This window comes from Ensifer sp. Root278 (assembly GCF_001429285.1).
Lineage (GTDB): Bacteria > Pseudomonadota > Alphaproteobacteria > Rhizobiales > Rhizobiaceae > Ensifer.
This window is the reverse complement of record NZ_LMJJ01000023.1, coordinates 50,029-76,952: the sequence shown is the minus strand read 5'-3', so window position 1 is coordinate 76,952 and position 26,924 is coordinate 50,029. Positions and strand designations below refer to the sequence as shown.

The following is a 26,924-nucleotide window of genomic DNA, read 5'->3' as shown; positions in this document are numbered from 1 at the left end:
AGATGATGACCGACAGAACGAACGGAAAGCCGGAGACGGGTGCCTTTTTCCCCCGCGACCGGCAATGGCATGCGCCGGCGCTGACGCCGGGCTACAAGACCTCGGTGCTGCGCTCACCACAGAAGGCATTGTTGTCGCTCGACGGCACGATCTCGGAAATCACCGGCCCTGTCTTCGGCCATTCTGTCATCGGCGAACTCGACAACGACCTGATCCACAATTTCGCGCGGGCAGGCGAAAGCGCCATTGGCGAGCGCATCATCGTGCACGGTCGGGTGCTCGACGAGCGCGGCCGCGCCGTGCCGGGCGCGCTGCTCGAATTCTGGCAGGCCAATGCCGGCGGCCGCTACCGCCATAAGAAGGAAAGCTACCTCGCGCCGCTCGACCCGAATTTCGGCGGTTGCGGCCGCACGATCACTGACGACGAGGGGTTCTATGCTTTCCGCACGATCAAGCCCGGCCCCTATCCCTGGCCGAACGGCGTCAACGACTGGCGGCCAGCCCACATCCATTTCTCGGTCTTCGGCCACGGATTTGCACAGCGCCTGATCACCCAGATGTACTTCGAGGGTGATCCGATGATCTGGAAGTGTCCGATCGTCAACACGATCCCGGATCGCCAGGCGATCGAGCAACTGATCGCGCCGCTCGACTGGGCAAACACGATCCCATTTGATGCGCGCGCCTACAAATTCGACATCGTACTGCGCGGTCGCCGCTCGACCCTGTTCGAGAACCGGCTGGAGGGCAACTGATGGTGCAGCAGCTGAACTACCTCAAGGAAACGCCGTCGCAGACGGCCGGCCCTTACGTGCACATCGGACTGACGCCAAACTTCTGCGGGATCGGCGGCGTTTATCAAGCCGACCTCGGATCGCACATGGTGAATGAGCAGACGAAAGGGCAGCGCATTACCATTACTGGCCGCGTGATCGACGGCGCCGGCGCGCCGCTCAGGGACGCGCTCGTCGAGATCTGGCAGGCGGATGCTGCCGGCCTCTACAATTCGCCGACCGAAATTCGTGGCTCCGCCGACGCGAACTTCTCCGGTTGGGGGCGTTGTGCGACCGGTGCCGAGGATGGTGTCTTCACGTTCGAAACGGTGAAGCCCGGGGTTGTACCTTACAGTAGTGACCGGCAGATGGCGCCACATATCAGCTTCTGGATCGTGGCGCGTGGCATCAATGTCGGCCTGCAGACGCGCATGTACTTTCCGGACGAGGCGGAAGCCAACGCCGTCGATCCGCTGCTTGCGCGGATTGAACATCGTCATCGCGTCGCGACGCTTGTCGCGACGGGAGCCGCGCCTAATTATATTTTCGACATTCACCTGCAGGGTGAGAAGGAAACGGTCTTCCTCGACATCTGAACAGGAATGTCACGCCTGGACATGGGGGCGATGATTGATGCCCCCATGCAGCAGGTGGCATTTCGTTCGGCAAGAAGAAACGGGGAAACCATGACCTATTCCGCCTTCGACCATCCTTATCTCTCCGGGCTTCTGGGTGATGAGGCGGTTGCCGCCGAGTTTTCGGCCTCCGCCGATATTCATGCGATGCTCGCCTTCGAGGCGGCGCTTGCGCGGGCGGAAGCCGTGCACGGCATCATCCCGCCGAGCGCTGCCGATCGGATCACCGAAGCCTGCCGCGCCTTTTCGCCCGATGTCATCGCACTGAAGCGCGCCATGGGCGTGGATGGCGTGGTCGTGCCGGAACTCGTCCGGCAATTGCGGGCGGCCGTCGGTGGCGAGGCGGCGGAATACGTACATTACGGTGCCACCAGCCAGGATGTGATCGACACCAGCCTGATGTTGCGGATGAAGGCGGTCGCCGAGCTTTTCGCCGTGCGCCTCGGCAATGTCGTCTCGGTGCTCGAAGAATGCGACAGCGAATGGGGGGATCGCGCGCTGATGGGGCGTACCCGCATGCAGGCGGCAATCCCGATCACCGTCTCCGACCGGTTGCGCAGCTGGATCGAGCCGCTGCTCGATCATATGGATCGGCTGGAGGCGATGGACCGTGATCTGTTCGCCGTGCAGTTCGGCGGCGCCGCGGGCACGCTCGATAAACTTGACGATCGAGCCGACGAAGTGCGCGCCACGCTCGCCGAAGAGCTCGGCCTTGCCGATTTTCCGCAATGGCACAGCCAGCGCTCGGAGGTCGCGGATTTTGCCAGCGCGCTGTCGCTGGTGACCGGCAGCCTCGGCAAATTCGGTCAGGATGTCGCGCTGATGGCGCAGCAAGGCGATGAGATCGAGCTTGCCGGCGGCGGTGGTTCCTCGGCGATGGCGCACAAGCAGAACCCTGTCGCGGCGGAGGTTCTGGTGTCCTTGGCGCGGTTCAACGCAACCCAGCTCTCCGGCATGCACCACGCGCTGGTACACGAGCAGGAGCGCTCCGGTGCCGCCTGGACGCTCGAATGGCTGATCATGCCGCAGATGGCCGGCGCGACGGCGGCCGCACTTCGCCTGGCGGCCGAGCTTGCGAGCAACATACGCCGGCTTGGCCGCGACTGAGCCCGCGGCAGCCGCGCGGTTCTTCAGCGGGCCGCACGCAACATCGAGCGATAGCGCACCTGGCTGTTCTTGAGGTGCTGGCGCATGGCGCTGCGTGCCTGTTCCTCGTCGCCATCCTGGATCGCGATGAGAATGGCCTCGTGTTCCGAGATTAATCGCGACAGTTCCGCCGCCGCCAGCACGGTTTCCTCGCCGCTTTCGGAAACCGCGCGGCGGGGAATGAGCGCGGTGCCCAGCATCTGCAGGAACTCGCAGAACCGCGGATTGTTGGTCGCCTGGGCGATCGCCAGGTGGAAATTGAAGTCGGCTTCCGCCGTGGGGCGGCCCTCGGCAGCACTTGCACAGAAGCTGTCGAAGGCTTCGACGATCTTTTCTTCCTGTGCCGGCGAGCGGCGCAGGGCGGCAAGGGCAGCGGCATCACCTTCGACGGCGGTCCTGAGTTCCAGCATTTCGATCAGCGAAGAGACGCGCGCGAGATCGACACCATGGAAAGGCAGCGGAGCCACTGGCGTGGGTTCCAGCACGAAAACGCCGATACCGTGTCTCGCTTCGACCAGCCCGCCGGAGCGTAGGGCCGCGATCGCTTCGCGCACGACCGTGCGGCTGACGCCGAACTCCTGGGTAAGCTGCGCCTCCGATGGCAGGCGATCGCCCGGCTTATAGTGTCCGCCGGCGATCTGTCCGCCAAGTGCGTCGGTCACCCTGGCCACCAGCGTCTTGCCTTGTGGCGTTGTGTTGTCGGGGGCGGTGACGTTGCTCATGGGCATGGCCGTTTCTGGGACTTGGTGTGAGTTTCTGGATACGCCATTGCCGATCAAGGGCGCAATCCATTGGCAAGGCGTAGGGCCTACTTCTAAAAGATCGGATCATCGACGAAGGCGCCGCCCTGATACCGCACGAGCGAATCGCCCGGGTCCGGCTTCGGGCTGCTTGCGGCAATCTTATCGCGGAAGACTTCGGCATTGTCCTTCGGTCGCCAGCCGAGCCATCCAATGTGCGAATTGTCCCACCAGCCGGCGTCGTTGGCAGACGCGCCCCAGACGACCGGGCAGCCGAGAACCGGGACGCGGAATACGGCTTCGATCAGGGATGCGAAGTCGTCATGCGAAAGCCAGGTGGAGAGCATGCGGTAGTTGATGGGCTCCGGCAGGCACGAGCCTATGCGGACCAGCGCCGTCTCTTGGCCGAACTTCTCGAAGTACATGCGGGCAAGTGCTTCGCCGAAGCACTTCGACACACCGTAGAGCCCGTCCGGCCGGTAGGGGGCATTCGGGCCGAGCCGCTCGTTTTGCGGATAGTAGCCGATCGTGTGGTTGGTGCTGGCGAACAGGATACGCGGCTTGTCGTTGGCGCGTGCAGCTTCGTAGAGGTTGTAGAGGCCGAGAATGTTGCCGTCGAGGATTTCGGAAAAGGTCCGTTCGACGGATATGCCTCCGAGATGCAGGATTGCATCGCAGCCGGCAACAAGGTCATGGACAGCGGCGGCATCGGCGAGGTCGCACTGAACGCATTCTTCGTTCTCGCCGGGTGGGTCGAGCGGCGAACGGTCGGAAAGTCGGATCACCTTTGCCATCGGGGCGAGCTTTTTGCGCATGACGCGGCCCAATTGGCCTGCTGCGCCGGTGATCAGAAGTCGTTCCATCGCCCATCTCCTTCATGTCGGCGGGTAGGGTCCCGTCGACCATCAGTCAATCACATCATACAATACCGGCTAACATATAATACATGTTCTCTGCAACTCGAATGGAGAGCTTGGTGCGTTTGAATACGCAGCTCGCTGGGGTTTGTGCTGCGTGGCAAGATGAAACGAGATTCGGTACCAAAGGCGCGGGGGCATTGAATTCCGAAGGTCATATGATAACTTGTATTATGACATATTGACATGTGTGTGATGACTTGCTTATTAGGGCGCGTCGAGTATTAGGGAGGAACCGCGCGAAATGACACCCGAGCAGATCAAGGCCGCTCTTGGTTCAGGCCTCCTTTCCTTCCCGGTTACGCATTTCGATGCCGAGGGTCGTTTCGCGCCGGAAAGCTACCGGGCGCATGTCGAGTGGCTGGCCGGCTATAAGGCGCCGGTGTTGTTCGCGGCAGGTGGCACCGGCGAATTCTTCTCGCTGAAGCCCGATGAAATTCCCGGCATCGTCGCCGCCGCCAAGGAGGTTGCCGGCGATACGGCGATCGTATCCGGCTGCGGTTATGGCACGGAGATGGCGGTCGATATTGCCCGGTCGGTCGAGCGGGTCGGTGCGGACGGTATTCTGCTTCTGCCGCACTACCTGATCGATGCGCCGCAGGAAGGGCTCTACGCCCATGTGAAGAAGATCTGCCAGTCGGTCGGCATCGGCGTCATGGTCTATAACCGCGATAACTCCGCTGATCGGCTTCAAGGATGGCACCGGTGATATCGGCCTCGTGCGCCAGGTCACCGCCAAGATGGGCGACCGGCTGATGTATCTCGGCGGCATGCCGACCGCCGAACTGTTTGCCGAGGCCTATCTCGGCGCTGGTTTCACCACCTATTCCTCGGCCGTCTTCAACTTCGTGCCGGGGCTTGCCAACGAGTTCTATGCGGCCCTTCGCCGCGGTGACCGCGCCACCTGCGAGCGTATCCTCAAGGATTTCTTCTATCCCTTCATGGCCATCCGCAACCGCGGCAAGGGCTACGCGGTTTCGGCAATCAAGGCGGGCGTGCGCCTGCAGGGGTTTGATGCCGGCCCGGTGCGCAGCCCGCTTACGGACCTCACGGATAAGGAAGTCGCCATGCTCGACGCGCTCATCGGCACCCACAAGCGCAAAGCGTGACGGGGGAGGGAGGAGAGTCATGAAGATCGTTGCCGTCCGCACGCATCTCCTCGAGCACCGGCTGGCCGTGCCCTTTGAAAGCGCCTCTGCGCGCTTCGACCGTCGCGCCCATGTGCTGGTCGAGATCGAATGCGACGACGGGACGGTCGGCTGGGGCGAATGCCTAGGGCCGGCGAGACCCAATGCGGCCGTGGTCGCGACCTATTCCCCCTGGCTTATCGGCCAGGACCCGCGCCAGACCGAAAAACTCTGGGCGATCCTCTACAATGCGCTGCGCGATCAGGGGCAGCGCGGTCTGGCGATCACGGCTCTCTCCGGCATCGACATTGCGCTCTGGGACATCAAGGGCAAACATTACGGTGCCTCGGTCTCCATGCTGCTCGGCGGCCGCTGGCGCGAGAGCGTGCGCGCCTATGCGACCGGCAGCTTCAAGCGCGACGGCGTCGACCGCGTCTCCGACAATGCCATGGAGATGGCAGAACACCGAGCGCAAGGGTTTCACGCCTGCAAGATCAAGATCGGCTTTAGCATCGACGAAGACCTGCGCGTCATCCGTGCCGTGCGCGAAGCGATCGGCGATGAAATGCGGCTGNGGGTTTCACGCCTGCAAGATCAAGATCGGCTTTAGCATCGACGAAGACCTGCGCGTCATCCGTGCCGTGCGCGAAGCGATCGGCGATGAAATGCGGCTGATGATCGATGCCAATCACGGCTACACCGTCACCGAGGCGATCCGCCTCGGCAAGGCGGCGGCGGACTACGATATCGACTGGTTCGAGGAGCCAGTGGTGCCGGAACAGCTTTCGGCCTATCGCGAGGTGMGWGCCGGGCAGCCCATCCCGGTTGCCGGCGGCGAGACCTGGCACACCCGTTACGGCATSTGGCCAGCGATCGAGAGCCGCGCCGTCGACATCCTGCAGCCGGATCTCTGCGGCTGCGGTGGGTTCTCCGAGATGGCGAAGATTGCAAGTCTTGCGACGTTGCATGGCGTTCGCATCGTGCCGCATGTCTGGGGTACCGGCGTGCATCTTGCCGCTGCGCTACAGTTCATGGCGGCGATGACGCCAGATCCGGTGCGGGTAAACCCGATNCGCATCGTGCCGCATGTCTGGGGTACCGGCGTGCATCTTGCCGCTGCGCTACAGTTCATGGCGGCGATGACGCCAGATCCGGTGCGGGTAAACCCGATMGAGCCGATCATGGAGTTCGACCGGACGGAGAATCCCTTCCGCCAGGCGGTGCTGAAGACSCCGATCGAAACCGTGAATGGTGTCGTTGCCATCCCGGACGCGCCCGGTCTCGGCATCGAGATCGATCGCGGTGCGCTCGCCCAGTTCAAGATGCCCGAGGCTTGAGATGATCGAGCGCACCCTCTCCGGCTGTCCTCCTGAACCCCGTCTGCCGAAGGGCACGGTCGATGCCCAAATGCACATGTATCTGCCGGGGTTTCCGTCGCTTCCCGGCGGTCCGCCTTTACCGGCTGAACCGTTGCCAGACGTCACGGCCTATCGCGGGGTCATGGATTGGCTCGGTATCGACAGGGTGATCATCACCCAGGGCAATGCCCACCAGCGGGACAACGCCAACACGCTTGCCTGTGTCGCCGCCATGAGGGATGCAGCACGTGCCGTCGTCGTCATCGACGAAACCACGTCCGATGCGGACATGCACGGGCTGAGCGCATCCGGCGCCGTCGGCGCACGCATCATGGATCTGCCCGGTGGCGCGGTGGGGCTCGACGCGCTGGAAGCGATCGACGCACGGGCACACGCGGCGGATTGGATGATCGCCGTGCAGTTCGATGGCAACAGGATACTTGACCACCTGCCGCGGCTGGAGCGCATCCGTTCGCGCTGGGTGCTCGATCACCACGGCAAATTCTTCGCCGGCGTCGACCCGGATGGGCCGGAGATTGCAGCACTTCTCAAACTGATCGACAGGGGCAATGTCTGGTTCAAGTTCGCGGGCGCCTACGAGAGTTCGCGAGCGGGATGGCCCTATGCAGACGTGGCCGCCTTTTCGCGCAGGATCGCGGACCATGCCCCGGAACGTATCATCTGGGGCTCGAACTGGCCGCACAACATGATCCGGAAAACGGAAGACTATCCCAATGACGCGCGGCTCGCCGAACTGGTCCTCGGCTGGCTTGCCAACGACCGGGCAAAGCATCTGGCCCTCGTTGAGAACCCGGAACACCTGTTCAAGCTGCCGGCCTTCGCGGCGGCGTGACTTCGACCCGCGGCCGGAGCCGGGAGGCTCCCTGTCGGGCCCAAGGACATGAGATTTCGCATGCCGGCCCGGACGGGCAGCAACTCGGCCTTGGGAGAGGCCGAAGCACGATTAGAGGAGGAGGAAAACATGAAGAAAATTGCAGGCATGCTTTGCGTCGCAATGGGGCTGGCGTTTGCCGGCACAGCGGTGCAGGCGCAGGAAATCACCTTGCGTTCGGCGGACATCCACCCGGACGGCTATCCGACGGTTGAGGCCGTGAAGTACATGGGGCAGCTGCTGTCCGAGCGCAGCAACGGCCGGATCAAGATCGAGGTCATGAACAACGGCGTGCTCGGTGGCGAGAAGGACACGATCGAGCAGACCCGCTTCGGCGTCATCGACATGAACCGGGTCAATGCGGCGCCCTTCAACAACCTCGTCAAGGAGACGATGGTCCTTGGCATGCCATTCCTGTTCCGCTCGACCGAGCACATGCACAAGACGGTCGACGGCCCGATCGGCGAGGAGGTTCTCGCCGCTTTCGAGCCGCACGGTCTGATCGGTCTCGCCTTCTACGATTCCGGCGCCCGTTCCTTCTACACGACCAAAAAGCCGATCGAGAAACTGGCCGATCTCAAGGGGCTGAAGATCCGCGTGCAGCAGTCTGATCTCTGGATCGCGATGATGCAGGCCTTCGGCGCCAACCCGACGCCGATGCCGATGGGCGAGGTTTACTCGTCGCTCGAGACCGGTGTCGTCGACGGTGCCGAGAACAATTGGCCGTCCTACGAATCCGCCCGTCATTTCGAGGTGGCCAAGAACTACTCGCTCACCGAACATTCTCTCAATCCGGAAATCCTGGTGATCTCCAAGATGAGCTGGGACAAGCTCTCCGCCGATGACCAGGGCCTGATCCGCCAGGCGGCGAAGGATTCCGTCGGCAAGATGCGCGAATTGTGGAGCGCGCGCGAAAAAGTCTCGGAAGAGAAGGTTCGCGCCGCCGGTGCAAACGTCATCAAGGTCAACAAGGAAGAGTTCGCCGCCGCCATGGGGCCGGTCTACGACCAGTTCGTCAGCGACCCGAAACTCAAGGACCTTCTCGAGCGGGTGAAGGCGGTCAAGTGACAGCAGACGGCGGGCCGGCTCCGAGAGTGGAGCCGGCCTTCGCAACTGTCCATTGGATCGCTTTTGCGGAGGAGGAAGAGACATGCGTCGTTTCATGCGGGCGATGCGCCCGGTTCTCGGAGCGCTAAGCCGCGCGTCGCTCTATATCGCCGGTACCGGCATGGTCGCCATGACGTTGATCGTCGGCTGGCAGGTCTTTGCCCGCTACATCTTGAACGACTCGCCAAGCTGGTCTGAACCCTTGGCCCTCCATCTCATGGCCTGGTTCATCATGCTCGGTGCCGCGGTGGGCGTGCGCGAAAGCGTGCATCTCGGGCTCGATGTCATCCGTCATGTGATGAAGCCTTCGGTGCAAATGGCCATGGACCTGATGAGCCTTGGTCTGATCGTCATCTTCGGCGCTTCCATGGCCTATTATGGCCTGCTTCTTTGCGTCGGCACTTGGACGGCCACCATTCCCGTTCTCGGCTGGCCGGGAGGGGTCGACTTTTTTCCGCTCATTGTCGGCGGTGTGATGATTGCCCTGTTTGCCGCCGAGCGTTTGATCGATCTGGTTCTGGGTGTCGATGTCGCCGCAGATGTCGTCGTGCAGGAGATGGCCTGAATGGCTTACACTATCCTCTTCGGGGTCTTCACCCTCTTGATGTTCATCGGCACGCCGATCGCGTTTTGCCTCGGCATCGCCTCGTTCGCCACCGTTCTCTATCTCGGCCTGCCGCCGGTGGTGGTGTTCCAGCAGTTGAATTCCGGCATGAACATCTTCGCCATGATGGCGATCCCGTTCTTCATCTTTGCCGGCGACCTGATGGTGCGCGGTGGCATTGCCAACCGGCTGATCCAGTTTGCCGCCGGCCTCGTCGGGCACCTTCGCGGTGGTCTCGGCCAGGTCAACATCGTCGCCTCGACACTCTTCGGCGGCATCTCCGGCTCGGCAGTGGCGGATGCCTCGGCGGTCGGCGGCCTGATGATCCCGCAAATGGCAAAGCGCGGCTATGACCGCGACTATGCCGTCAACGTCACGGTCAACGCGGCGATCATCGCGCTGATGGTGCCGCCGTCGCACAACATGATCCTTTATTCGATCGCGGCGGGCGGCAATGTCTCCGTCGCCGATCTCTTTACCGCCGGCATCATTCCCGGCCTGCTGCTTGCGCTTTCGCTGATGGTGACGGCCTATATCGTTGCAAGGCGCAGAGGCTATCCGGCCGAGCCGTTTCCGGGATTTTCCAAGGTCTTCTATTATCTGCTCGCCTCGTTCCCCGGTATCGTGCTGATCGGCATCATTTTCGGCGGCGTACGCTCCGGTGTCTTCACCGCCACCGAGAGCTCTTGCATCGCCGTGCTCTATGCTTTCCTCGTCGCCATGCTGGTTTACCGCGAGCTGGATTGGGCCGGCTTCGTCGAGGCGGTGATGGGGGCGGTGCGCACCACCGCGATGGTGCTTCTGGTCATCGGCATGGCGGCGTCCTTCGGCTGGCTGATGGCGTTCCTGCAGGTGCAGGCGCTGATGATCAGCGCGATCAGCGCGATCTCGGAAAACCCGATCATCGTGCTGCTTGTCATCAACATCATCCTGCTGTTCCTTGGCACCTTCATGGACATGGCGCCGATGGTGATCATCTGCACGCCGGTGCTCCTGCCGGTGGTGAAGGCCTTCGGCATTGATCCGGTGCATTTCGGTGTGGTGATGATCCTCAACGCCGGCATAGGGCTCAACACGCCACCGGTCGGTACGGTGCTCTTCGTCGGCTGTGCGGTCGGCGGGATTTCCATTCGCGAGGCGATGCGCACCATCTGGCCGTTCTTCGGCGCCAGCATCGCGGTGCTGATGGCGGTCACCTACATCCCGGCCCTGTCGCTCTGGCTACCGTCGGTCTTCAAGTGAGTTGACCATTCGTGGTCGTAATCGGGCTCGGCATTCCTGCCGGGCCCGATCCACTCTCACGATGGCTCGGCTAATCGTTCCTGTTGGCAGCGATGCATTGTCGCTCCAAGCGCTTCAGGAAAACGCCGATCTCCTTTGCCGCCTGCAGATCGCCCTTCCGTTCGGCGACCGCTCGGCCCTCGCGCCAGACCTGGATCGCCTCTTCGAACCGGGCGAGCTTGTGCAAGATGGCACCGCGCAGTTTCCACGCTGCCGAGTAATCCGGGTCGAAGGCGATCGCCCGCTCGACATGGGCAAGGGCGGTTTCGAGATCCGCCTCCTGAAGGCAGATACTGCCGAGCGTGAAGCGCAGCAGGGCGTCGTCCTTGCCGTCTTGTAAGAGCTTTTCGAGCACTTGCCGCATTGCTGGCGTTCCTCCTACACGATCGCCGATTCAGGCCGCAGGCTTGGTTGGGGCGAGGACCGCATGTCCTTTGCCCGGCGGCGCCGGCAACGATCTCGCCCTGTCGAGAGACTGATATCGCCGGCGGCTCCAGATCAAGGGGTCGGCATGGGTGGAAGTCTCGGTTGCGACAATTGTTCCGACGAACAGCGTGTGGTCCCCGACCTGCATCGAAGCGCTGAGCAGGCAGTCGAGCGCAGCGGCGGCCCCGAGAAGCCTTGGCCGTCCGCTCGGCCAGTCGGCCCAGATGCCGACGAGGTAACGCTTGGACGCTTCGATCTTGCCGGCGAAGGCATCCGCGATCAGTTCCTGCCCCTCAGCCAGCATGGCGAGCGAAAAGCCCTGTTCGGCGGCAATCAGCGCGGCGAGCGGACTGTCCGCCTTGATCGAAATGACGATCGACGGCGGGCTGGCGGAGAGCGAGAAAGTGGCGGTCACGGTCCGGCCGAGACTATCGGCACCCCTACCGGAGCTTGCCACGCAGACGGTGGCGGCGAGATGCGACAGGGTGTCGGCGAACTCCGGTTTCGACACGGCCAGGTCGGCGTGGGCGTCGATATCGACGGAGAGCGAATATATCTGGCGCATGGGTCTTGTTCCAACTGAGGTAGCCCGTGGCGGCGGGGAGACGCCACGGGGGTTTGCGAAAGCCCAGGCGCAGGCGGGGGCGAGAGGGCCGTCGCAAATTCTCTGACCATCCGATCCGCGAGCCGGTTCCGGCTCGCGGTGCTCATCGGCTGGTCAGGCGGACTTCAATTCCGCTTCGGCAAACTCGTAGTTGGCGAGCTTGTCGAGGAAGTTCGAGGTGTAGTCCGGTCGGCGGTTGCGGTAGTCGATGTAATAGGCATGTTCCCAGACATCGAGGCCAAGCAGGGCCTTGCCTTCGTTGGTTGCGACCGGATTGGAGCCGTTGGCGGTCTTCGTCACCTTGAGCTTGCCGTCAGGGCCGAGTACGAGCCAGGCCCAGCCGGAGCCGAACTGGCCGGTGGCGGCGGCCTTGAAGGCATCCTTGAAGCCTTGAACGCTGCCGAAGTCTTCGGTGATCACCGGAGGGCCCGCTCGAGACCCGCGAAGTCGTCGTGGCGCTCGGTCCTTGGGCCGACACGGTTACCCGCAAGCTCGGCTATCATTTCCCGCTCGCGGTCAAGCGCGGCTACCACATGCACTATGGCATGCAGGAGGGTGCTCAGCTCAACAACTGGGTGCTCGACGCCGAGAGGGGATACTTCCTGGCGCCGATGCTGCGCGGTGTGCGCCTCACCACCGGCGCTGAATTTGCCTGGCGCGACGCGCCGAAGACACCGGTGCAATTGACGCGCGCCGAGCGGGTGGCGCGCGAATTCTTCCCGCTCGCCGAACGCCGCGACGAAGAGCCGTGGATGGGTGCGCGCCCCTGCACACCGGACATGATGCCCGTCATCGGCAAGGCGCCGCGCCACGAGGGCCTGTGGTTGGCCTTCGGCCATGCGCATCACGGCATGACGCTTGGGCCGGTGACCGGACGGGCACTGGCGGAAGCGATGACCGGAGAAAAGACGGTCATCGATATCGCGCCATACCGCCCGGAGCGTTTCCTCGTCTAAAGCAAGTCCAGGAAAAGTGCGAAGCGGGTTTCTCCCGGAATTGCACCATTTCAAAGAAAACAAGCCAGGTGCGGGAGGCTGCCTGGCAATGTTTGAACAAGGCCGGAGTCATGCTTCCGGCCTTGTTTGTTTCTGACAAATCCGGCTCAGGCGTTGGTACCACCGTCAATGGTGAATTCGGCGCCGGTGACACTGCGGCCGTCGGGGCCTGCAAGCCAGGCGACGACACCTGCCACATCGCTTGCCTCGTTGAAGCGCGGGATCGCCATCAGCCCGCGTTGCGGACCGGCGAGCTCGCCATCGGCAGGGTTCATGTCCGTATCCGTCGAGCCGGGATGGACGATGTTGACGGTAATGCCCTTGGGTCCAAGGTCGCGCGCCACTGCCTTGGTGAAGCCGACGAGCGCACTCTTGCTCAGCACGTAAAGGCTCATGCCGGGCCATGGAACGCGTTGGGCGAGGTTGCTGCCGATCGAGATGACGCGTCCACCCTCGGGCATGTGCGCTGCTGCAGCACGCGTCGCAAGGAACACCGCCTTTACATTGACGTCCATCGTCCGGTCAAAGTCGTCCGCAGTCACCTCCGTCACCGTTCCGGCATCGAACACGCCGGCATTGTTGACGAGGATGTCGATGCGGCCGTGCTTCTCGGCAACCGCGCCGACAGCAGCCTCGACCGCGTCCGGATCGCGGTTGTCCGCCTGGATCGCCAGCGCCCTGCCGCCGCCCTTGGTGATCTCCGCTACCAGTGCCTCAGCCTTTGCCTTGGACTGGCTGTAGGTCACCGCGACGGCTGCGCCTTCATCCGCCAGGCGTTTTGCGATCGCCGCGCCGATGCCGCGGCTACCACCCGTCACCAGAGCCACCTTGTTTTTCAAACTCGTCACTGGTTTCTCCATATCTGTAGTGATCGATACATATATAAAGGGACGACTTGCCAGCCGCTGTCAAGCGATTTATGTATTGATCGATACAGAAAGGAATTACTCCCATGTCGAGCCGCGGCCGTCCACGCAATTTTTCCCGAGAGGAGGCGCTCGCCAGCGCCATGCGGCTCTTCTGGGACAAGGGCTACGACAACACGTCGCTAACCGATCTGACCCAGGCGATGGGGCTGAAACCGCCGAGCCTCTACGCGGCCTTCGGCAGCAAGGCACAGCTCTTCATCGAGGCGGTCGATCTCTATGGCCGGACGGACGGTGCCGGCATCTGGGATGAGCTGGAAACGGCTCCAACGGCCAAGGCGGCGGTACATGACCTTCTGAGGCGCACCGCCGAGAACTTCACCCGCGGCGGCGAACCGCGCGGCTGCATGGTCGTGCTTTCGGCGCCGCAGATGGCGGGCGGGGATCCGGAGGTCTGTGACGCGTTGAAGGTGCACCGGCTTGAAAAGCAGGTCGCACTGGAGCGGCGGTTCGAGCGTGGTGTCGCGGACGGCGATCTGCCTGAGGGCACGCCGTGCGCAGCAATCGCGGCCTATGTCGCCTCGCTCCAGCATGGAATGTCGATCGAGGCGCGCGATGGGGCAACACGGGAAACCTTGATGGCGATCGCCGACTGCGCCGCCGCCGGCTGGGACGCCATGGTCGCGGCATCGATCAAGCCGAACTGAGCGGCCGAACTGAGCGCTTGTCTTAAAGCGTCAATGGCCGGAGGGAGAGCCCTCCAGCCAAGGCCGTCGGTCAGCCGTTACTGTGCCGGCTGGGTCATGCCGGGAGTTGTGCCCGGCGTCGAGTTCGGGGTCGAACCCTGCGTTTCGGGCGTCGGGGTGCCTTGCTGCGGCGTCGCTTCGGGCGCCGGCTGGGTCGTCGTTTCACCAGAGGGCGCCGTGCTGCTATCGGCCGGCGGAGTAACCCGACCCGTCGTGCCTGGTGTCGCGGTACCCGGTGCCGTCGTGTCCGGAGTTGCCTGACCCGTTGCCGGCTGGTCCGTAGTCGGCGGCGGTGCCGCGGTATCGGCGGTATCCCGGCTCAGTTCAGCCGGCAGCCAGGCGATCAGCGCCAACACCAGACCGGCGAGCAGGATGATGACGATCGGCCAGTTGCTGCGCCCCGACCGGGCCGGAGGCACATCGCTCATCTGCGCTTGCGTCTGCGGCAGAGGCTGCCCTGTCACCGGATCGATCACCGGCTTTTCCTTGAACTCTTCGTGCTGGTTCATTGCGTTCATCCTTTTCTTGGCGTCCTCCTGGCCTCAGGCGACTGCTCCTGAACCTTCCGGGCAGCCGTAGGCAGCGGATTTCGCGCCGTCGCGAAGCGACAAGGGCGCCCGGAGGGCGCGTGGCGTAACCGTAAACGCGTGAAAATATGCAATGTTCCGGACGCTACAACCCAAGGGACGCTTGCGCGCTGCCGTCGGCTTTACATCTCCCTTCTCGGCTGCAAGAAATAGAGTGCGCACGGAGGATGGGCGGCATGACCGATACAGCGTTTGGCAAGGGCACTTTTGTCGGCCGCGTCTGGCGTCCCGATCTCGGCGGGCCGTCGCTTGTCACGATCCGCGACGGCGCTCTGTTCGACATCACCTCGAAGGCAACGCCGACGATGCGCGACCTGCTTGAGCTCCCGGATCCGGTCGCGCATGTGCGCTCCGTAGCCGGCGAGCGGCTTGCCTCGCTTGAAGAGTGTCTCGCGCGGAAAGCGGATGCATCGACCCTCCATCTCATCGCGCCCTCGGACCTGCAGGCAGTGAAGGCCTGTGGCGTCACCTTCGCGCGCTCGATGATCGAGCGCGTCATCGAGGAGAGGGCGGCGGGCGATGCGTCCCGCGCCGAAGCGATCCGCAGCCGCGTCACCGCCGTCATCGGTGACAGCCTGCGCAACCTGAAGCCCGGCTCGGCGGAAGCAGCCCGCGTCAAGGCAGCGCTCCAGGAGGAGGGCGTCTGGTCGCAATATCTGGAAGTGGGCATCGGCCCGGATGCCGAAGTCTTCACCAAGGCCCAGGTGCTCTCGGCGGTCGGCCCTGGTGCCGCTGTCGGTCTGCACCCTGCGTTTTCGAGCGCGCCTGGGATCTGGCCACCCTTGGGCGAAAGGCTTTTCCAGAAGAGGATATGGTTCCAGTGTTGGCCGGCATTGTTGAAGACCGGCGCCAGTTCCGCCTTGCCGTGGCTGAGACGAATGATCTCCTCGAGCGACAGGCCGGCAAGCGATGCGTCCTTCTCGACGAAGCCGTTCAGCGCCGTGACATAGGCTTGGTGGTGCTTGCCGTGGTGGAATTCGATCGTCTCGGCGCTCATGCCGTTTTCAGCGAGTGCTGCGGGTGCATAGGGAAGGGCGGGAAGTTCGAAGGCCATGATCAAACCTTTGCGGGCGGGACACTCTCGACGGATCACTTGTCTGCGAATGGATGAGAGTGTATTTAGCAAGACAATTCTTTGTAAATCTGCGCGCGGGAATATGTCAAGCGATCACTTGTTAAATCCGGAGCAAAGCAGCGGCCGCACGCCGGGAGAGCGCATTATGCTGGCGCTGAAGCTGCATGGCCCGCAAACGGCGGCGGCACTGGGCAAGCGTCTGACGATTACCGGCGAGGCCGTCCGGCAGCAGCTCGTCCGCCTTGCCGAGGATGGCTTCGTCCTATCGTGGTCGGAGGCGAAAGGCGTCGGTCGTCCGTCGCAATTCTGGGGGCTGACCGCACTTGGACACGCTGAGTTTCCCGACACGCATGCGGAGCTGACCGTCCAGCTGTTGAGGACGATCCGGCAGACGCTCGGCGAGGCGGCGATCGATCGGCTGATCGCGGCACGGGAGAACGAGACGCGGGAGAACTACAGCGCGGCGATGAGTGACAAGAAGAGCCTGCGCGAGCGGGTGGACGAACTGGTGCGGTTGCGATCTCAGGAAGGCTATATGGCGGCTTACGAGGATCCCGGTGACGGCACGCTGCTGTTCGTCGAGAACCATTGTCCGATTTGCGCCGCCGCGACGAGCTGCCAGGGGTTCTGTCGGGCGGAGTTGAGCGTGTTCCGCGCAGTGCTTGGCCCCGGGGTCGAGGTCGAGCGCGCCGAGCACATCCTCGCCGGCGCCCGCCGCTGCGCCTATGTCGTCAGGATGGTCGATCAAGCCGCCTGATCTGCCTTGGTAAAGGCTTGGCGCCGCGCCCGATTGAGTGCGAGCGAGGCGCCGGTGCTGATCCTGTCAGCGCGCGCCCATGCGCAGTGCGCCGTCGAGGCGGATGACTTCGCCATTTAGCATGCGGTTCTCGCAGATGTGCTGCACGAGGGCCGCAAACTCCTCGGGTTTGCCGAGGCGCTGCGGGAAGGGCACGCTCTTGCCGAGCGAATCCTGCACTTCCTGCGGCATGCCCGCCATCATCGGCGTTTCGAAGATGCCCGGTGCAATGGCGACGACACGGATGCCATAGCGTGCAAGCTCACGGGCGATCGGCAACGTCATCGAGACGACGCCGCCTTTGGATGCGGCATAGGCCGCCTGGCCGATCTGGCCGTCGAAGGCGGCAACCGATGCGGTGTTGACGATCACGCCCCGTTCGCCGTCCTCGCCGGGCTCTTCCCGCTGGATTGCTTCGGAGGCGAGCCGCAGCATGTTGAACGTACCGATGAGGTTGATGCCGACCGCGCGCGAAAAGCTTTCGAGGCGATGCGGGCCGTCGCGGCCGAGCACCTTTTCGCCCGGCGCGATGCCCGCACAGTTCACCAGTCCTTGGAGATGGCCGAAGCGATCCAGAGCTGCTGCAACGGCGGCGGCGCCATCCGCTTCGTTGGTGACATCCGTCTTCTGGAAGAGGGCGTTGCTGCCAAGTTCCTCGGCCATCTTCTGTCCGGCCTCGGCGTTGACGTCGGCAAGAACCACACGGGCACCCTCGCCATGCAGCCGCCGCGCGACGGCTGCGCCGAGGCCCGAACCGCCACCGGTCACGATAAAGACTTTTCCATCGATCAGCATCTGAGGCTCCTCCCGTACCGGATCGTGTCGTTCGTGCATGTTTCCTTTAATCGTGCCCGATCAAAGGGCAAAAACATGCAGCACGTCAAAGTGCTACAGCGACCTTAGCGCGTCTAACGAGACGCGCGGCGCTGTAGGACATGGACATAGCCTTGCCGAGGCATGAAGCCAAGGGTGGTGGGTGCGGCGATGCGTCCATTCCCGATCCGCGTCACCGCCTTCTTTCCGTAAACCGCTTTAGAAGTCCGCCACCAGATGCGGTTCGCGCTCGGGTCCAAAGCGGGGCTGGACGCCGAGGAAGGAACCGGCGCGACTGATGATCTCTCTGACGACGGGCGCCGCCGTGTGCGCTGCCTGACGGCCGCCTCTCTCGCCCGTCAGCGGCGCATCGACGATCGAAAGGACGATGTAGCGCGGGTTGTCCATGGGAAAGCCGGCGAGAAACGCGTTGAAATTGAGGTTTGTGGCGTATCGGCCGTTGATGACCTTGTCCGCTGTGCCCGTCTTTCCTCCGACATGGAAGCCGGGCACCTGGGCGTGGCGGCCGGAGCCCAGCTGGCCGTTGCGGTTGTAAAGGTAGCGCATGTCGGCGCTCGTCGTCGGCTGCAGGACTTGCTGAGCCTGTGCCTTCGCCGTCTCGGGGGATCGCGGAAGGAACGTCGGAGAGATCAGGGTGCCGCCGTTCAGCAGAGCGGCCGCGGCGACCGCGGTTTGCAGCGGCGTGGTCGCAACGCCGTGTCCGAAGGATATGGTCACCGAATTGATCTTCTTCCAGCTCCGGGGCTGCGTGGGCGTTGCGACACCCGGCAGCTCGGTCTCCATCCTGGAAAGAAGCCAAAGCCTGGTGAGAAAGGTCTGATGTCCCTCGATGCCAACCATATCGGCGACCGCGGCGGTTCCGATATTGGATGAATACTGAAAGACCTCGGGAATGGTGAGGGGGCGATACTTGCCGCGAAAATCCTTGATGGTGAAGCCGCCCATGCGGATGGGGCGCGATGCATCGACCACGGAGTTGAGGCTGATCTTGCCGGCGTCCAGTCCCATTGCCAGGGTGAAGCTTTTGAACGTCGAGCCCATCTCGAACGTCGCATTGCTCATCCGGTTGAACCAGCCCTTTTCGTATTCCTTGTCGATATTGCCATCCGGCAGCGTGCGCGAAGGCTGGTTCGGATCGTAGTCGGGCACCGAAGCCATCGCGATAACTTCTCCCGTCTCCACATCTAAGACCACGGCACCGGCGGCTTCCGCCTGGTAGTCGATCATGGCGCGCGCAACCGCTTCCCGAACGATGCTCTGAACGCGAAGGTCGATCGAGAGCTTGACCGGCTCGAGCGGGGTGTTGCCGGTCAATCCCGCCGCCCGGAGATCGGCAAGTCCTTGCTGATCGATGTAGCGCTCCATGCCCTGCAGGCCCTGATTGTCGACGTTGACATGCCCGAGGATATGCGAGGCCGTCGATCCGCCCGGATAAAAGCGCCGCTTTTCCGGCCGGAAGCCGATGCCGGGAATGCCGAGTGCCAATATGTCTGCCTGCTGGCGCGGCGTGAGCTGTCGCCGCAACCACTGGAAGGCGGTGCCGGATCGCAGCTTCCGGTGCGTATCGCGCCAGTCGAGATTGGGAATGACGGTCGCGAGCTTCTCGACGACTTCGTCCGCATCGACGATCGTTCGTGGTTCGGCATAGAGCGACACCATGTTGACGTCGGTCGCCAGCAGTTCTCCATGCCGATCGACGATGTCAGGGCGGGAGGCCACAGCGTGGTTGGTGTAGTTGATCCACGCCGTCTCGACAGGTCTTTCCAGTCCGTACTGGACCAGTCGCCCCATGATCACCAGAAAGATCACGGCAAAGCCGGCGATGATGATGCCAAGCCGTTGCCTTGCCTGCGTTCTCCGGCCCAAGGTGATGCCGACGACCGCTCCGCTTTTGCCACTGACGTTTCGTTTCAGGGAAAAATGTGCCCGGCTTTTCAGCCGGACGGCGAGAGAGATCAATGTCATTCCGAACGCATCCAGATCTAAGCCACCCGAAGCTATGGGATCGGTCTGCCAGCCGGCACACCGAAGAAGGCTCTCGGACGCGAATTAAAAGAGGATAGGCTTTGCCTGTGCGGCTAAAATTGTTCGGTATGTCCTAACAACCTATTAACTCTTGCGCGTTCTGGTTGTTGATCCACAGGCAATCGACGGAACCGCGTGGAGACCGGATCAATGCCGGAAGAAAAGGGCCTGCGCGTCTCTCCGGCGCGGAAGGCGCGAACTTGAAACTAGCGCTGCGCGATCGGCGATATATCGATGATCCTGATGCCGACGGCGTTGCTGGATTCGTCATAGACGATTTCCCCTCGGCCGATGACCATGCCGTTGACCTTGAGTTCGACCGGATCGCCGAAATCGCGGTCGAGATGGATCGTATCATCAGGGTGGAGTTTCGAAATCTGAGAGACCGTCAGCCTGGCGCGACCGATGACCGCCTCGATCGCGAGCGGGATGCCCTGGACCGCCCGTTCGCTCATCACCGAGCGGCTCTCGAGCGCAGGTCTCTCATCGAGCTCGACCAGTTCATCCTGTAGCTTCTTGTTAATCATTCTGCACCATCCAAAGCACTGATTCACGACTCTTTAACAAAGAGTTGCGCCAGTTCGCCCTGGGTGGCAACCGTGGCTAAATGGGGGTTCCTCCTGCCTCGCAAGCGAGCGTTAACAAACAGTTAACATCCACAACGCGCGGCCAGCAGAAGGCCTCAAAGCGTCACCGCGTTCCAGTTTCCGTCCCGTTTTTGGAAACCGATCATGCGACGGCCGTTCGGCAACTTGTCGCCGAGTCGCACGACATAGACGTAGCCCTCGTAAACCATCAGACCCTGATCACCGTTGCTGTAAAGGATCTCGAAGCTCGGCTGGTTCGGGGAAGCGCCTGCTCCTGTCGGAGCCCCTGACGGATCGATCGCCGCCACTTCCGAGGAAATGTTTTGGGGACCAACCAGATAGTATAGCGACGACGCAAGGGCGGCGGCGCAGAGGAGGGCGCCGACCAGCGATGGCACCAGGCGCAGCTTGAAACGTGTTGGCGTCGGCTGAGGTGTTGCAACACTCAAGTTCGTTATCCCGATTCGATCAAATACTGCTATCGGAACCGTTTTCGCGCGGCATTAAGCGGCAGCCATTACAGACAATGCTGTTGGTGGGCGGCCGGATCTGCTTTGCGGAAGCCGTTCCCCGCTTCAATCCAAAGAGGTCACGACCTCTCAGAATCAACAGCATGCCCATTCGCCGATATCAGGGACATATGGTCCCGGTCGTTTCCACACCTTTTGAGTGTCTGCAACATTGGCCCCACTTCGCCTTCAAGTAGGGCCGATGAGATGCCTTGTCCGGGGGATATGTCGACCGGCCTCCTCTAGGCTGCTTCGCGCTTGCCGGTTTGGAGAAGCCGTAACCATGGGGTCAGGTGGAAGACGCTCATGAAGATGTACATCACGGTCATCCCGCCGAACTGCAGTCCCTGCTCGCCGGCACATAACATCTGCCCGACGTCGGCGCCCCATGCGCCGGTCGAAATCGCCATGAGCGCGAAGGTCGGCGACGCTGCGAGGGCGAGCCCATCGGCCGCCCTCCGTGCTGCCGTCCGGTGGACCTCCCGCGCGCTCGCAGAGAGGCTCGCGCTCATCGCACCGAGCCCGCGTCCTGGTTTCGCATCGCTGCCTCGCCCGCGTCCGAGACCTCGACCCAGCGCCGATCGGGAGCGGCGCCTTCGACATAGCTGTCGTTCCAGTTCCACCACTTGTAGGTCGGCGTCTGGGGATAGCCTTCGGGAGAGTCCTCCCAGACTTCCTGTCGGCCGAGCGGGGTGATGTCGAGATAGTTCCAGGTGCCGCCCATCTGCTCGTCACCGCGGTTGTTGATGAAGTAGGTACGAAACAGCCGATCGCCGTCGCGGAAGAACACGTTGTGGCCGTGCCACTCGTCGACGCCGAAATCGAGGTCGAAGCTGTCGGTGATGGTATACCAGGGCATCGTCCAGCCCATGCGCGCCTTCAGCCTGGCAATATCGGCCTGCGGCGCCCGCGACGCGAAGACCAGAGTGGTGTCACGGGCGTTGAGATGGGCAAGGTGGGCAACCTGGTCGGCGACCATGGAGCAGCCGCGGCAGGCATGCTCGGGCCAGCCATAGACGCCCGGCTCGTAGAAGGCGCGGTAGACGATCAACTGATGCCGGCCGGCAAAGAGGTCAAGCAAGCTTTCCTTGCCCTCGGGGCCCTCGAAGACATATTCCTTCGTGACCGCCATCCACGGCATGCGCCGGCGCTCCGCAGCAAGCGCATCGCGAGCATGCGTGTGTGCTTTCTCCCTGACGAGCAGGTTCTGGCGTGCCTCTTCCCAGGCCTGTTGCGAGACCACCTGCGGCTTCTGCATGGCTGGCTGGTCGGTTGCCTGCCCATTCTCGACTGTCTTGGTCATGGCTTTCAATCTCCTCGTTTTAGACGAAGCCTGCGTCGCGCGGGCCGGAGCGCCGGGATGCAGGTTATCGTGCCGTCATCGAGGGTAGTTTGGCACCGCGGATCAAATGGCGGGAGTAACAACTGTGACGGTATTCATTCGGGCGGCGCGATGGGGGCGTGTGGGCCGGCGACCTTCCGCCCTAGAACCCGGCCAGCCGGATCTCGCCGGCGAAGAAATCGGCAAACGCCCTTACCTTCGGCAGCAGCAATCGATTGGTTGGATAGACGATATAGATGCCGCGCTCAGCAAGTTTGTGTTGCGGCAGAATCCGCACGAGCTTGCCTTGGGCGAGCAGCGGGTTGGCGATGAAGGATGGCAAGGCGCCGATACCGATGCCGGCCTGGACCATCTCGCTCAGCATCAGGCTGTTGTCGACGACGAAGCGTGCTGGCAGTTCGATGCTCGACCCGCCGTCGGGACCTTCCACGATCCAGCTTCCCGGCTGGTCGGCGAGCCGGTAGCTGAGGCAATCGTGGTTCTTGAGCTCGCTCACGCTTGCCGGCGTACCCCTGGCCGACAGATAGGCGGGCGCGGCGCAGATGATTTGTTCGACCTCGCCGAGCCGCTTGGCAATCAGTGATGAATCCGCAAGTGCTGCGCGCACGCGGATCGAGACATCGAACCCCTCCGAGACGACGTCGAGTACATGATCGTCGAGCGTCATGTCGACCTTCAACTGCGGATGCAGCGCCATGAAGCGGGCGAGCATCGGCGCAAGGACCGTCAGCCCGAAGGAGAGGGGGGCGTTGATCCGCAGCCGGCTATTGATCTCTCCGGCCTCGCCCGATGTCGAACGCTCCAACTGGTCGAGTTCGTCGAGGAGCCTGCAGCACTCGGCGAAATAACCACGCCCGGTCTCCGAGAGGCTCATGCGCCGGGTGGTGCGCAGAATGAGCACGGTGCCGAGGCGTTGCTCGAGTTGCCGGATCTGCTTGCTGATCGACGCATTCGATTGTCTGAGCTCTTCGGCCGCCCTGTTGAAGCTTTGAAGCTCGACGACGCGCCGAAACGCCCGCATGGCCGCCAGCAGATCCATAATTTCTCCAGAGTAAAATATCTATTCTCCATATCGCTGATTATTCGCGATGCCGCCAGCAATAAAGTGAGCTCAGCTTCCTGATGTTCAGGCAATGCAGAAAAAGGAGTTCACCATGTTCAACACCGCAACGTTCAGCCGCACAGTGGCGGTCTCTCTCGTGGCCGGATTGCTGGGGAGCGCGGCCTTCGCGCAGGAGGTCGGCAAGAGCCCCTGGGGGCCGAAGGACGAGATCGGGCGCCTCAACCTGATTACGCCCACCTCGCGCGCTGCGATCCTGTCGCGTATCGAGGGTGCCAAGTCCTACGACCTCGCGGTGGAGTATTTCATCGGCATGCCAAGCTGGGAGGCGGCCGGCGACCCGCCATACCAGATGTGGATGACACACACGCCGCACGGCACAACGGTTTCTGACCCGATGAAAGTCGGCAAGGAGATGAACCAGCACGTCAGTTACTCCGGTTCGGCCGTTTCGATGTACGCGCATATGGGCACGCATATCGATGCGCTGAACCACTTCGGCCTGAACGGCAAGATATGGAACGGTTATGCGGCAGCCGATCACCTGGGAGACCAGGGCTGGACCGTCACCGGCGCGGAGAAACTGCCGCCGATCGTTGCGCGCGGCGTCCTGATCGATGTCGCGGCGGCGAAGGGCATGCAGATGCTGCCGGAGAACTACCGCATCACCCGCAAGGACCTGCAGGAGGCGCTCGACAGCCAGGGCGTCAAGCTCCAGCAAGGCGACGTGGCGCTGATCCGCACGGGGCGCATGCAGCACTACGAAGACAAGTCCGCCTATATGAGCAACCCGCCCGGGCTGAGCATCGATGCGGCGAAGTTCCTGGTCGAAGACGGCGGCGCCATGGTCGTCGGTGCCGACAACCTGAGCTTCGAAGCGTTTCCGGCAGAAACCGAAAACAACTACATCCCGGTCCACACCTATCTACTGGCCCAACAGGGCGCGCCGATCATCGAGCTCATCAATCTCGAAGAGTTGTCGAAGGACCGGATTTACGAGTTCGCCTTTGTCGGCGCGTCGCTCAAGTTCCGCGGGGCCGATGCCGCACCGATCCGCCCCGTCGCCTTCCCGCTGCGCTAGTCTTTTCCTGAAAGCTCTTGCTTGAGAGGAAGAGCCAGCCGAACGATCAAACGACGAAGGCGCCGCGGCAACTCCGGGGCGCCTTCGCTCTGTCATCGGGCGATCTGAAAACGGGCCCTGTCTCACCGATTGGTAAACGCCCGCGCGCTTTCTGCGGTGCCACTAATCGATGGCGGCGGGTATCTCTGTTTCGGCGCGGCCGCGCAGCGGCTTTTCCGGCATCAGATGGAACATCGCGAGCGACAGCACCATCGCCGCGGTGCAAGCGGCGAAAATATAGGCGAATGGCAGTGCCGAGGCGGTCGTTGCACTGATTGCCTGAATGGCTTCACCACCCAGCGGCAGGCCATTGCCGAGCGCGATCGCCCCGAGGATCGCGACACCAAGGGCGCCGCCGAGCGATCGCACGAAGGTCAGGACGCCGGTTGCAACGCCGAGATGCGCCTGGTCGACGGCGTTTTGCACGGAAATGGTCGCGACCGGAAACGTCATGCCGGAGCCGAAGCCTGCGCCCGAGGTCAATAGCACCAGCACCGATAGGTTTGTTCGCCCGGCGAGAGCGGCGAGCGCCGCCAGGCAGAGGAAGCTGAGGATGCTGCCGACGAGCGCCATTCGCTTGTAGTGGACGAGGCGCGGTATCGTCCGCGCGCTGGTCGTTGCTCCGAATACGGTGCCGAGCAACAGGCCGAGCATGATCAGCCCCGAGCCACCGGCGGAGAGGCCATGGAACGACTGCGCGTAGACCGGCAGATAGACCGAAAGGCCGACATTGGCACCCTGCGCCAGAAACATCGCCAGGGTTCCATAACGCACGATCGGATTGCTGAGCACTTCGAGCGAAATCAGAGGCTCGGTCACGCGCCGGAGGCGCAAGGCGAACGCACCCCAGAGAAGCGCCGAACAGCCGAGCAAACCGGCGATCGCCGGCGAAATCCATGCATAGCGGCTGCCGCCCCAATTCAGCGCCAGCAGCAGAAGCGCAGTTGCGGCGACGAGCAATGTGGCACCTGCTCCATCGATCCGGTGCGCCCTGGTTATAACAGGCAGTTTCTTCAACGGATTGCTGATGATCGCCAGGGCCGCAAGGCCGAGCGGGATGTTGATCCAGAAAATCAATGACCAGTGGAGATGCTCGGCGAAGGTGCCACCCAGCAGCGGCCCGGCGATGCTTGCCACCGCCCATGTTCCGGATATCCAGGCGGCGTAGCGTGCGCGCTCGCGTGGAGGAACGAGGTCGCCGATCACCGTTTGCGAGAGGGCGAAGAGACCGCCGCCGCCCAGGCCCTGAACCGCACGGCCGATGATCAGCGTCAGCATGTTCGGCGCCAGCGCGCTTATCAGCGACCCCGCAAGGAAGATGATTACGGCAGCGAAGATCGTCGGCCGTCGCCCGTGAATATCGGAGATCTTGCCATAAAGAGGCGCCATGGCCGTCGCGGTCAGGAGATAGGCCGTCACGACCCAGGGCAGATAGTCGCTGTGTCCGAGGGCCTTGCCGATCGTAGGCATGGCGGGCGCCACGATCGTCTGGTCGAGTGCGGCCAGAAGCATCGCGAGAAGGACTCCCCCGATGATGACGTTCTTCTCCGGCTCCGAGAGAGAGGCCGCCGTCGCGGTCGTTTCATTCGGGTGACGTATCTCATTCATGCAGGTGGTCCGATGCAGTCATTTCCACTTTGACGAGAGGCATTCAGAAAGGCTGGACGCGCGATAGTCAACCGTCCCGGCGATCGGGACGTCCAAGCCCTTCGCTCCTTCCTGGGCCGGGGCAAGCTGGGCGGAAGCCGCCGAGCCGTGTTGTCGAACAGGTTCTGGTCGCCGGTCTAGGCACTCCGGTGCCGTGCCATCAGCTTGGCCTGAAGCACGACTACGACGAGCAGGAAGGCGCCGCGGATGACCGATTGCCAGTAGGCGGAGAGCGATATCCAGCCGAGACCGTTTTCGAAGTTCAGGATGTTGAACACCATGGCGAGCAGCAAAGCGCCGGCCAGCGTTGCTCCGACCGAGCCCGAACCGCCTGACAGCAGCGTGCCGCCGACGACGACGGAGGCGATGGCGAAGAGCTCCCAGCCCACGCCTTCGGTCGGTTGGCCCGCGCCGAACTGCGAGGCGAGGATGACGCCGGCAAGACCGGCGAGTGTGCCCGAGGCGAGATAGACGCCGGTGAGCGCGCGTTCGACTTTCAGGCCCATCAGGCCGGCCGTCGCCTCACCGTCGCCGATTGCCAGGATATGCCGGCCAATCGGCAGTTTTTCGAGCACGATCCAACCGAGGACATAGGCCGCAAGCGCGATCCAGGCGGGGATCGGGAAGCCGAGGAAGTCGTCCTGGCCGATCACGGTGAAGCCGGTGTCGTAGGAAACGGAAACCGACTGGTTGTTGGCCATCAGCAGGCCGGTGCCGTAGGCGGCCAGCATGGTCGCAAGCGTGGCGATGAAGGGCTGAATGCGCATCTTGGTGATGATGAAGCCGTTGAGCGCGCCGACGGCGAGACCGGCCGCCATGCCGCCCACAAGCCCGGCCGCCCAATGATAGGGCGAGAGCAGCGCCGCCACCACGCTCGCCATCGCCGCGGTGCCGCCGACCGAGAGATCGATGCCGCCGGTGATGATGACGAAGGCCATGCCAAGTGCAATCAGCGCGAACATCGAGTTGTAGCGAAGGAAACTCAGGATGTTGTAGGGCGACAGGAAGTTGTCGTAGCGCAGCGCCCCGAAAAGAATGAGGCCGGCAAGTGCGAGGATGACGCCGAGCCGGGCGAGGTCACTGGTGTTCTTGACCATGAAGAGGCGAAGGATCGGTTGCATCAGG

Annotated in this window: 26 protein-coding genes and 7 pseudogenes; 16 read left to right on the top strand and 17 right to left on the bottom strand. The window is 62.9% G+C overall.

All coding sequences use genetic code 11. The features are described 5' to 3' along the window. The first annotated feature begins 5 nt into the window (after positions 1-5). The 3 genes from pcaH (at position 6) to ASE60_RS16830 (ending at position 2,515) form a co-directional block, all read left to right on the top strand. Positions 6-755: a protocatechuate 3,4-dioxygenase subunit beta gene (pcaH, locus tag ASE60_RS16840; RefSeq protein ID WP_057251696.1), complete on the top strand. Its 750-nt coding sequence runs from the start codon at positions 6-8 to the stop codon at positions 753-755. Beyond that, positions 755-1,369, top strand: coding sequence for a protocatechuate 3,4-dioxygenase subunit alpha (gene pcaG / locus ASE60_RS16835; protein ID WP_057251695.1), 615 nt, complete (start codon positions 755-757; stop codon positions 1,367-1,369). Before pcaH ends, pcaG begins: the two co-directional genes overlap by 1 nt. Before the next feature lie 90 nt (positions 1,370-1,459). After that, entirely contained in the window at positions 1,460-2,515 is a 1,056-nt protein-coding gene (locus tag ASE60_RS16830; RefSeq protein ID WP_057252090.1) for a 3-carboxy-cis,cis-muconate cycloisomerase, read from the top strand. Between the two features lie 23 nt (positions 2,516-2,538). On the opposite strand, the gene ASE60_RS16825 is transcribed toward ASE60_RS16830, so the two are convergent. After that, positions 2,539-3,276 (bottom strand): FadR/GntR family transcriptional regulator, encoded by a 738-nt coding sequence (locus tag ASE60_RS16825; RefSeq protein WP_057252089.1) that lies wholly within the window; start codon positions 3,274-3,276, stop codon positions 2,539-2,541. A 92-nt stretch (positions 3,277-3,368) separates the two neighbouring features. Beyond that, positions 3,369-4,157: an NAD(P)-dependent oxidoreductase gene (locus ASE60_RS16820; RefSeq protein WP_057251694.1), complete on the bottom strand. Its 789-nt coding sequence runs from the start codon at positions 4,155-4,157 to the stop codon at positions 3,369-3,371. A 298-nt stretch (positions 4,158-4,455) separates the two neighbouring features. On the opposite strand from ASE60_RS16820, the pseudogene ASE60_RS16815 reads away from it, so the two are divergent. From ASE60_RS16815 to ASE60_RS16790, 8 genes and pseudogenes are all read left to right on the top strand, one after another. Beyond that, positions 4,456-5,320 (top strand): annotated as a pseudogene (locus tag ASE60_RS16815) (dihydrodipicolinate synthase family protein). Positions 5,321-5,339: 19 nt separating this feature from the next. Next, a pseudogene (locus tag ASE60_RS35730) lies at positions 5,340-5,912 on the top strand (mandelate racemase/muconate lactonizing enzyme family protein); the annotation flags it as partial. Between the two features lies 1 nt (position 5,913). Beyond that, positions 5,914-6,410 (top strand): annotated as a pseudogene (locus ASE60_RS35725) (mandelate racemase/muconate lactonizing enzyme family protein); the annotation flags it as partial. Between the two features lies 1 nt (position 6,411). After that, positions 6,412-6,675 (top strand): enolase C-terminal domain-like protein (locus ASE60_RS35720; protein WP_280137713.1); only part of this gene is annotated, 264 nt, incomplete at its 5' end. Position 6,676: 1 nt separating this feature from the next. After that, positions 6,677-7,549, top strand: coding sequence for an amidohydrolase family protein (locus ASE60_RS16805; protein ID WP_244495650.1), 873 nt, complete (start codon positions 6,677-6,679; stop codon positions 7,547-7,549). 129 nt (positions 7,550-7,678) lie between these two features. Then, a complete protein-coding gene (locus ASE60_RS16800) occupies positions 7,679-8,656 on the top strand; it encodes a TRAP transporter substrate-binding protein (protein WP_057251693.1) in 978 nt (325 codons plus the stop codon). 82 nt (positions 8,657-8,738) lie between these two features. Beyond that, positions 8,739-9,260, top strand: a complete 522-nt coding sequence (locus ASE60_RS16795; protein WP_057251692.1) for a TRAP transporter small permease — start codon at positions 8,739-8,741, stop codon at positions 9,258-9,260. Then, positions 9,261-10,541: a TRAP transporter large permease gene (locus tag ASE60_RS16790; RefSeq protein WP_057251691.1), complete on the top strand. Its 1,281-nt coding sequence runs from the start codon at positions 9,261-9,263 to the stop codon at positions 10,539-10,541. A gap of 70 nt (positions 10,542-10,611) precedes the next feature. Here the strand turns inward: ASE60_RS16790 and ASE60_RS16785 are convergent, their stop codons facing one another. The 3 genes and pseudogenes from ASE60_RS16785 to ASE60_RS16775 form a co-directional block, all read right to left on the bottom strand. Beyond that, a complete protein-coding gene (locus ASE60_RS16785; protein ID WP_057251690.1) occupies positions 10,612-10,944 on the bottom strand; it encodes a tetratricopeptide repeat protein in 333 nt (110 codons plus the stop codon). Between the two features lie 30 nt (positions 10,945-10,974). After that, a complete protein-coding gene (locus tag ASE60_RS16780; RefSeq protein WP_082615901.1) occupies positions 10,975-11,571 on the bottom strand; it encodes a flavin reductase family protein in 597 nt (198 codons plus the stop codon). A gap of 153 nt (positions 11,572-11,724) precedes the next feature. Beyond that, positions 11,725-12,027, bottom strand: a pseudogene (locus ASE60_RS16775) (Fe-Mn family superoxide dismutase); the annotation flags it as partial. On the opposite strand from ASE60_RS16775, the pseudogene ASE60_RS16770 reads away from it, so the two are divergent. After that, positions 12,027-12,566 (top strand): annotated as a pseudogene (locus ASE60_RS16770) (FAD-binding oxidoreductase); the annotation flags it as partial. The pseudogenes ASE60_RS16775 and ASE60_RS16770 sit on opposite strands and share 1 nt — an antisense overlap. Positions 12,567-12,712: 146 nt before the next feature. On the opposite strand, the gene ASE60_RS16765 reads toward ASE60_RS16770, so the two are convergent. Further along, a complete protein-coding gene (locus ASE60_RS16765; RefSeq protein WP_057251689.1) occupies positions 12,713-13,465 on the bottom strand; it encodes a 3-oxoacyl-ACP reductase family protein in 753 nt (250 codons plus the stop codon). Between the two features lie 92 nt (positions 13,466-13,557). Between ASE60_RS16765 and ASE60_RS16760 the strand changes: the two genes are divergently transcribed. Beyond that, positions 13,558-14,178 (top strand): TetR/AcrR family transcriptional regulator, encoded by a 621-nt coding sequence (locus ASE60_RS16760; RefSeq protein ID WP_057251688.1) that lies wholly within the window; start codon positions 13,558-13,560, stop codon positions 14,176-14,178. A gap of 77 nt (positions 14,179-14,255) precedes the next feature. Here the strand turns inward: ASE60_RS16760 and ASE60_RS16755 are convergent, their stop codons facing one another. Continuing rightward, positions 14,256-14,726 carry a hypothetical protein gene (locus ASE60_RS16755; RefSeq protein WP_057251687.1) on the bottom strand — a complete coding sequence of 157 codons (471 nt, stop codon included), beginning with the start codon at positions 14,724-14,726 and terminating at the stop codon, positions 14,256-14,258. Positions 14,727-14,980: 254 nt separating this feature from the next. Between ASE60_RS16755 and ASE60_RS34640 the strand changes: the two are divergent. Continuing rightward, a pseudogene (locus tag ASE60_RS34640) lies at positions 14,981-15,553 on the top strand (fumarylacetoacetate hydrolase); the annotation flags it as partial. A 98-nt stretch (positions 15,554-15,651) separates the two neighbouring features. On the opposite strand, the pseudogene ASE60_RS35715 reads toward ASE60_RS34640, so the two are convergent. Beyond that, positions 15,652-15,801, bottom strand: a pseudogene (locus ASE60_RS35715) (superoxide dismutase); the annotation flags it as partial. Between the two features lie 223 nt (positions 15,802-16,024). Between ASE60_RS35715 and ASE60_RS16745 the strand changes: the two are divergent. Continuing rightward, positions 16,025-16,636 carry a metalloregulator ArsR/SmtB family transcription factor gene (locus tag ASE60_RS16745; RefSeq protein WP_082615899.1) on the top strand — a complete coding sequence of 204 codons (612 nt, stop codon included), beginning with the start codon at positions 16,025-16,027 and terminating at the stop codon, positions 16,634-16,636. Between the two features lie 66 nt (positions 16,637-16,702). On the opposite strand, the gene ASE60_RS16740 is transcribed toward ASE60_RS16745, so the two are convergent. From ASE60_RS16740 to ASE60_RS16710, 7 genes are all read right to left on the bottom strand, one after another. Further along, the gene (locus ASE60_RS16740) at positions 16,703-17,470 is read right to left on the bottom strand and encodes a 3-hydroxyacyl-CoA dehydrogenase (RefSeq protein WP_057251685.1); all 768 of its coding nucleotides are present in this window, start codon (positions 17,468-17,470) and stop codon (positions 16,703-16,705) included. A gap of 237 nt (positions 17,471-17,707) precedes the next feature. Continuing rightward, on the bottom strand, positions 17,708-19,474 hold the full coding sequence (locus ASE60_RS16735) for a penicillin-binding protein 2 (protein ID WP_057251684.1): 1,767 nt from the start codon (positions 19,472-19,474) through the stop codon (positions 17,708-17,710). Positions 19,475-19,740: 266 nt separating this feature from the next. Next, positions 19,741-20,061 (bottom strand): FliM/FliN family flagellar motor C-terminal domain-containing protein, encoded by a 321-nt coding sequence (locus ASE60_RS16730; RefSeq protein ID WP_057251683.1) that lies wholly within the window; start codon positions 20,059-20,061, stop codon positions 19,741-19,743. A 155-nt stretch (positions 20,062-20,216) separates the two neighbouring features. Further along, entirely contained in the window at positions 20,217-20,570 is a 354-nt protein-coding gene (locus ASE60_RS16725) for a hypothetical protein (RefSeq protein WP_057251682.1), read from the bottom strand. Between the two features lie 302 nt (positions 20,571-20,872). Next, positions 20,873-21,142: a hypothetical protein gene (locus ASE60_RS16720; RefSeq protein WP_057251681.1), complete on the bottom strand. Its 270-nt coding sequence runs from the start codon at positions 21,140-21,142 to the stop codon at positions 20,873-20,875. Continuing rightward, the gene (locus tag ASE60_RS16715; protein ID WP_057251680.1) at positions 21,139-21,933 is read right to left on the bottom strand and encodes a DUF899 domain-containing protein; all 795 of its coding nucleotides are present in this window, start codon (positions 21,931-21,933) and stop codon (positions 21,139-21,141) included. The genes ASE60_RS16720 and ASE60_RS16715 overlap by 4 nt, the downstream gene beginning before the upstream one ends. 181 nt (positions 21,934-22,114) lie before the next feature. After that, positions 22,115-23,011 carry a LysR family transcriptional regulator gene (locus ASE60_RS16710; protein WP_057251679.1) on the bottom strand — a complete coding sequence of 299 codons (897 nt, stop codon included), beginning with the start codon at positions 23,009-23,011 and terminating at the stop codon, positions 22,115-22,117. A gap of 115 nt (positions 23,012-23,126) precedes the next feature. On the opposite strand from ASE60_RS16710, the gene ASE60_RS16705 reads away from it, so the two are divergent. After that, positions 23,127-24,113 carry a cyclase family protein gene (locus ASE60_RS16705; RefSeq protein WP_082615916.1) on the top strand — a complete coding sequence of 329 codons (987 nt, stop codon included), beginning with the start codon at positions 23,127-23,129 and terminating at the stop codon, positions 24,111-24,113. 162 nt (positions 24,114-24,275) lie between these two features. Here the strand turns inward: ASE60_RS16705 and ASE60_RS16700 are convergent, their stop codons facing one another. Continuing rightward, positions 24,276-25,760 (bottom strand): MDR family MFS transporter, encoded by a 1,485-nt coding sequence (locus ASE60_RS16700; RefSeq protein ID WP_057251678.1) that lies wholly within the window; start codon positions 25,758-25,760, stop codon positions 24,276-24,278. Positions 25,761-25,936: 176 nt separating this feature from the next. After that, on the bottom strand, positions 25,937-26,920 hold the full coding sequence (locus ASE60_RS16695) for an ABC transporter permease (protein ID WP_057251677.1): 984 nt from the start codon (positions 26,918-26,920) through the stop codon (positions 25,937-25,939). Positions 26,921-26,924 lie beyond the last annotated feature (4 nt).